The 6,611-nt window shown below is 35.0% G+C and carries 5 protein-coding genes; all 5 read left to right on the top strand.

Annotation, left to right across the window (positions count from 1 at the left end):
* Positions 1 to 383: 383 nt before the first annotated feature.
* The 5 genes from AC3ASS_RS03910 to radA all read left to right on the top strand — a co-directional run bounded on the left by AC3ASS_RS03910 (position 384) and on the right by radA (position 6,437).
* Positions 384 to 845 (top strand): CtsR family transcriptional regulator, encoded by a 462-nt coding sequence (locus AC3ASS_RS03910; protein ID WP_488282200.1) that lies wholly within the window; start codon positions 384 to 386, stop codon positions 843 to 845.
* Positions 846 to 866: 21 nt separating this feature from the next.
* Positions 867 to 1,406 carry a protein-arginine kinase activator protein McsA gene (gene mcsA, locus AC3ASS_RS03905; protein ID WP_488282199.1) on the top strand — a complete coding sequence of 180 codons (540 nt, stop codon included), beginning with the start codon at positions 867 to 869 and terminating at the stop codon, positions 1,404 to 1,406.
* 3 nt (positions 1,407 to 1,409) lie between these two features.
* Positions 1,410 to 2,492 (top strand): protein-arginine kinase McsB, encoded by a 1,083-nt coding sequence (gene mcsB, locus AC3ASS_RS03900; RefSeq protein ID WP_488282198.1) that lies wholly within the window; start codon positions 1,410 to 1,412, stop codon positions 2,490 to 2,492.
* A 5-nt stretch (positions 2,493 to 2,497) separates the two neighbouring features.
* A complete protein-coding gene (clpC, locus tag AC3ASS_RS03895) occupies positions 2,498 to 4,933 on the top strand; it encodes an ATP-dependent protease ATP-binding subunit ClpC (RefSeq protein WP_488282197.1) in 2,436 nt (811 codons plus the stop codon).
* Between the two features lie 121 nt (positions 4,934 to 5,054).
* The gene (radA, locus tag AC3ASS_RS03890; protein ID WP_488282196.1) at positions 5,055 to 6,437 is read left to right on the top strand and encodes a DNA repair protein RadA; all 1,383 of its coding nucleotides are present in this window, start codon (positions 5,055 to 5,057) and stop codon (positions 6,435 to 6,437) included.
* Positions 6,438 to 6,611: the final 174 nt, after the last annotated feature.

Genomic DNA, 6,611 nt, shown 5'->3' with positions numbered 1-6,611 from the left:
ACGTTGCCAAGCAAAAGGAAAAGGCAGCCTTAAAGGGCTGCTTTTTTGTATATAAAAATATAGTACTTCAATATGAATTGTATTTCAGATTCTCTACCGACCGAGCTAATGGCTCTCGTTTAATATTTAGATGATTTACGTGGTGCTGGCTGCAGGACTTGAACCCGCAACCTACAAGTGATAAAAATATGAATTTTATTGAACTGTAATTTTTCCATATTTATTAATTTATTTCCGCTCATTAAACAAGAAAGTATCAATAACATTGAGTATAGATAAATAGTGAAATTGGAAACGATAGTTATTATAATTGCAAAAACATGTAAACTTTCGGTATAATTTAGTCAAAGATAGTCAAAGTCAATGTGGGGGAGGCATGTCACTTGAAGAATATATCGGATCTGATTGAACATTATTTAAAGCAGGTATTAGAAATGAGTGAGAAAGAAATTGTTGAAATTAAGAGAAGCGAGATCGCAGATAGATTTCAGTGCGTACCTTCACAAATAAATTATGTTATCAATACCCGATTTACGATAGAAAATGGATATGTAGTGGAAAGTAAGCGTGGCGGCGGCGGATATATTCGTATAATGAAAGTAAAAACAAATAATAAATCTCATTTGATTGACCAATTAGTTTCACTAATAAAAAGTCATTTATCCCAAATGAGTGCTGAGCAAATTATCCAACGACTTTATGAAGAAAATGTAATCACATTAAGAGAAGCAAAAATCATGAAAAGTGTTATAGATCGGTCGGTAATTAATGTTGAGTTACCTAGGAGGGACGAACTAAGAGCTGTCATGCTAAGAGCAATGCTAAATACCCTTAAATACCAATAACTATTGGGAGAGGTGAATAACTTGATTTGTCAAAGGTGCAATCAAAATCCTGCAACGCTCCATTTTACAAAAATAATAAATGGGGAAAAAACAGAAGTTCATTTATGTGAACACTGTGCGCAAGAAAAAGGCGAAATGTTTATGTTTAGTGGAGATTCTGCTTTTTCCATTAATAACTTACTTGCAAGTTTTCTAAATATGAATCCTACTTTCAGTCAAGCAAAGGAGACTTTTCAACCTGAAGAATTGGTACAATGCAGCAAATGCTCTATGACGCTACCTCAATTTGTAAAGATAGGAAGATTTGGCTGTTCTAATTGTTATAGTGCATTTAAAAACCACTTAACTCCTATATTCCGTAAGCTTCATAGCGGAAATAGTGAACATAAAGGCAAAGTACCAATTAGGACAGGAGGTAATATTCATTATAAAAAACAAATTCAAGAATTAAAGTTAATGTTACAGAAATTAATCGCAGAAGAAGAATTCGAAAAGGCAGCATATGTTCGAGATGAAATTAGAGTTCTCGAGCAAAAATTAGCCGAGCAGGGAGGGGAATAAAAAGTGTCATTTGAGCGCTTTTTTAATTCAGCAGTGAGTTCATGGATGAGTGCTGACGGTCCCGAATCGGATATAGTTTTAAGCTCTCGTATTCGATTGGCAAGAAACTTAAAAGATTATTCATTTCCAACAATATATTCGAATGAAGAATCAAAAGAAATAATAAATTTGATAGAACAGAATTTTTCAGATATGTATATTGAGTCTACGGGAAAATTAGAGATGTTATTAATGGATCAATTACAACCACTACAAAAACGTGTTTTAGTGGAAAAACATTTAATTAGCCCACATTTAGCTGAAGATTCAACGAACGGTGGTTGTTTGTTATCCAATAATGAAGAAGTTAGTATTATGATAAACGAAGAAGACCATATTCGAATTCAATGTATTTACCCTGGATTACAACTTGATCGAGCATTAGAGCTAGCAAATTATATAGACAATCGTTTAGAACAGAAGTTGGATTATGCTTATGACGAAAAATGGGGATATTTAACAAGTTGTCCAACAAATGTAGGTACAGGAATGAGAGCATCGGTAATGATGCACTTACCAGGATTGGTTTTGACTCAGCAGATGAATCGAATAATTCCTGCCATTAATCAATTAGGGTTTGTCGTAAGAGGAATATATGGTGAAGGTAGCGAAGCTTTAGGAAATATTTTTCAAATTTCCAACCAAATCACTTTAGGAAAGTCAGAAGTAGATATTGTAGAGGATTTATCAGGTGTTGTGACTCAAATTATTTCACAAGAGAGATCTGCTCGTGAAGCATTAGCAAAAACCTCAGGGGTACAATTAGAAGACCGAGTATTTAGATCTTATGGTGTTCTTGCAAATTGTCGCATTATAGAATCGAAAGAGGCAGCTCGATGTTTATCAGATGTAAGATTAGGCATAGATATGGGATATATAAAAAATGTTCCCAAAAATATTTTAAATGAACTAATGATTATCACCCAACCAGGTTTCTTACAACAATATGCTGGAGGACCATTACGACCATTTGATCGTGATGTAAGAAGGGCAGCGTTAATTCGAGAAAGATTAAACATGGGAAAAAATGATTCTGCGGGAGGTTGAAAGTTATGATGTTCGGTCGTTTTACAGAAAGAGCTCAAAAAGTTTTAGCTCTAGCACAGGAAGAAGCCATTCGCCTTGGACATAACAATGTTGGAACAGAGCATATATTGCTTGGTCTTGTACGTGAAGGAGAAGGAATTGCGGCAAAAGCTTTATTTGGAATTGGATTGAATGCTGGAAAAATTCAAGAAGAAGTAGAAAAATTAATCGGTAGAGGACAAGAAACAACTCAGTCTCCTCATTACACGCCAAGAGCAAAAAAAGTGATAGAACTATCTATGGATGAAGCAAGAAAATTAGGTCATTCATATGTAGGGACAGAGCATATTTTATTAGGTTTAATTCGTGAAGGTGAAGGAGTAGCTGCTAGAGTACTTAGCAATTTAGGAGTAAGTTTAAACAAGGCAAGACAACAAGTTCTCCAATTATTAGGCAGTCATGAAGCGAACGGTCATCAAAGTGGATCAAACACCCATGCTAATACTCCTACACTCGATAGTTTAGCTAGAGATTTAACTGCTATTGCTCGAGAAGGAAGCTTAGATCCTGTCATCGGAAGAAGTAAAGAAATAGAGAGAGTAATTGAGGTTTTAAGTCGCCGCACGAAAAATAATCCTGTTTTAATTGGTGAGCCTGGAGTAGGAAAAACTGCTATTGCTGAAGGACTTGCACAACAAATTGTAAATAATGAAGTACCAGAGATCCTTCGTGATAAAAGAGTTATGACATTAGATATGGGAACAGTAGTAGCAGGGACAAAATATCGAGGGGAATTTGAGGATCGATTAAAAAAAGTAATGGATGAAATTCGCCAGGCTGGAAATATTATTCTATTTATTGATGAACTTCATACATTAATTGGTGCAGGTGGAGCAGAAGGTGCAATTGATGCTTCAAACATTTTAAAACCTTCCTTAGCTAGGGGAGAACTCCAATGTATCGGAGCAACAACTTTAGATGAATATCGTAAATATATTGAGAAAGATGCTGCTTTAGAAAGAAGATTTCAACCAATTATTGTTGAGGAACCTACCGTAGAGGAAACAATCCAAATTTTAAAAGGGTTGAGAGACCGTTATGAAGCCCATCATCGAGTATCTTTTACGGATGAGGCAATAGAAGCCGCTGTTAAATTATCAGATCGTTATATCACTGATCGATTTTTACCAGATAAAGCTATAGATTTGATCGATGAAGCAGGTTCTAAAGTTCGTTTAAGAAGCTTTGCAACTCCTCCAAATTTAAAAGAACTTGAATTAAAGTTAGAGGAAATTCGTAAAGAAAAAGATGCTGCTGTACAAAGCCAAGAATTCGAAAAAGCTGCTTCTCTGAGAGATGCAGAACAACGTTTAAGGGAACAATTAGAGGAGACAAAACGAAGCTGGAAAGAAAAACAGGGCAAAGAAAATAATGAAGTCACTGTTGAAGATATTGCTACGGTAGTTTCAAATTGGACCGGAATTCCTGTAAACAAATTAGCAGAATCAGAAACCGTAAAATTATTAAATTTAGAGAAAATCTTACATTCAAGGGTTATTGGACAAGAAGAAGCTGTTAAAGCCGTAGCAAAAGCAGTAAGACGTGCTAGAGCTGGACTAAAAGATCCAAAACGTCCAATAGGATCATTTATTTTCCTAGGCCCAACAGGAGTAGGTAAAACAGAGTTAGCACGTGCATTAGCAGATGCTATGTTTGGAGACGAAGATGCTATGATTCGCATCGATATGTCTGAATATATGGAGAAGCATTCCACTTCTAGATTGGTTGGGTCCCCTCCTGGATATGTAGGTTATGAAGAAGGAGGCCAATTAACAGAAAAAGTTAGAAGAAAACCTTATTCAGTGGTATTATTAGATGAAATTGAAAAGGCTCATCCAGATGTATTTAACATCTTGTTACAAGTTTTAGAAGATGGAAGACTTACGGATTCAAAAGGACGTACGGTTGACTTCCGTAACACCATTGTCATAATGACATCAAATGTAGGAGCGGATTCATTAAAACGAAACAAATATGTTGGATTTAACTTGCAAGATGGAGAACAAGATTATAAAGACATGAAGGGGAAAGTTTTGGAAGAATTGAAAAAAGCTTTCCGTCCGGAGTTTTTAAACCGAATTGATGAAATTATTGTTTTCCATTCACTAGAAAAGAAACATTTGAAAGAAATAATTAGTTTAATGACGGAAGAGGTCTCCAAACGATTAAAAGAACAAGATATTTACTTAGAACTTACAGATGCTGCTAAAGAGAAGATTGTGGAAGAAGGACATGATTTAGAGTATGGTGCTCGCCCACTACGTCGAGCTATTCAAAAACATATTGAAGACCGACTTTCCGAAGAATTATTAAAAGGGACAGTATTAAAGGGACAAAAAGTAATCATTGATGTAGAAAATGGAGAATTTATAGTAAAAACTGCTATTTTCCAAAATGGATAAAAGAGGTTGCCGGAAATATTCATCCTCTTGGTCAGGATGAATATTTCCGTAATATGAAGGTTTTTTCTAATTATCAAACGAATATATTAATTAAATTATTATCATTCAAAAGGAGAACAACATGGCAAAAATCAAGTCTAAATTTATTTGCCAAGAATGTGGCTATGAATCCCCTAAATGGATGGGAAAATGTCCAGGGTGTAATAGTTGGAATTCATTAACCGAAGAAATAACAGAAATAAAAGGTAATCGTAGAGGTGCTTTTGCACATTCTATTCATTTAAATGGAAAAGAACGCTCTCCAATGCCCATTACTAGTGTTAATGCAGAACAAGAACCTAGGATAGAGACGGACTTTCTTGAGTTTAATAGGGTGTTAGGAGGAGGAATTGTTAAAGGTTCCCTTGTATTAATAGGAGGAGATCCAGGGATTGGAAAATCAACAATTTTACTCCAGGTCTCTGGAAATTTAGCGGTTAAACAATATAAAGTACTTTATGTTTCCGGTGAAGAATCGGTAAAACAAACAAAACTCCGTGCCGAACGATTAGGAATAGCTGCCAATCAATTATACGTGTATTCCGAAACAAATCTTCAAGATATCGATTATACCATTTCAGAGATGAATCCTGATTTTGTTGTGGTTGATTCCATTCAAACTGTATATCACCCCGATATTACTTCCGCGCCAGGTTCAGTTTCACAAGTGAGAGAATGTACGAGTGAATTTATGAGAATTGCCAAATCAAAAGGTATTCCTATTTTTATTGTTGGACATGTGACAAAAGAAGGGGCCATTGCAGGTCCGAGGTTATTGGAACACATGGTAGATACTGTTTTATATTTTGAAGGTGAAAGACATCATACATTTCGAATATTACGAGCAGTAAAAAATCGTTTCGGATCTACAAATGAAATTGGGATTTTTGAAATGAAGGAAACTGGTCTAGAAGAAGTGAAAAATCCTTCTGAAATATTTTTAGAAGAACGTTCAAAAGGAGCATCAGGATCAACAGTTGTCGCAGCTATGGAAGGTACTAGACCTGTTTTAGTCGAGATTCAAGCATTAATTTCTCCGACAAGCTTTGGAAATCCTAGGAGGATGGCTACAGGTATAGACCATAATAGAGTCTCACTATTAATGGCTGTTTTAGAAAAAAGGGTAGGTATGCTATTACAGAATCAGGATGCCTATTTAAAGGTTGCGGGAGGAGTTAAATTAGATGAACCCGCAATAGATTTAGCTATTGCCGTAAGCATTGCATCTAGTTTTAGGGATCAACCAACAAAGCCTACGGATTGTTTTATTGGGGAAGTAGGCTTAACGGGTGAAATAAGAAGAGTCTCAAGAATTGACCAACGTGTTCAAGAAGCGGCTAAACTCGGTTTTAAAAGAGTTTTTATCCCCAAAAATAATTTAGATGGTTGGAAGGTTCCTTCTGAAATAGAACTTATAGGTGTTTCAACCATATCTGAAGCACTGCAATTGGCATTATCTATGTGAGTACTCAAATAAAATAGGGATAAAGCTGGATTGACATTATTTTTATAAAAATGGTAATTTAAGGATAAAAAATATAGACTTCCATATTATTCTAATATAACAAAATCATTTCAAGTTTATTATTTTCATAAAAATATCATTAATTGTACGTTTTAAATATTTAATTCTGTTTAT

It is taken from the genome of Bacillus sp. JST-5 (assembly GCF_057747715.1).
Note: the sequence above shows the minus strand (reverse complement) of the source record. Positions and strands in the feature narration are given on the sequence as shown.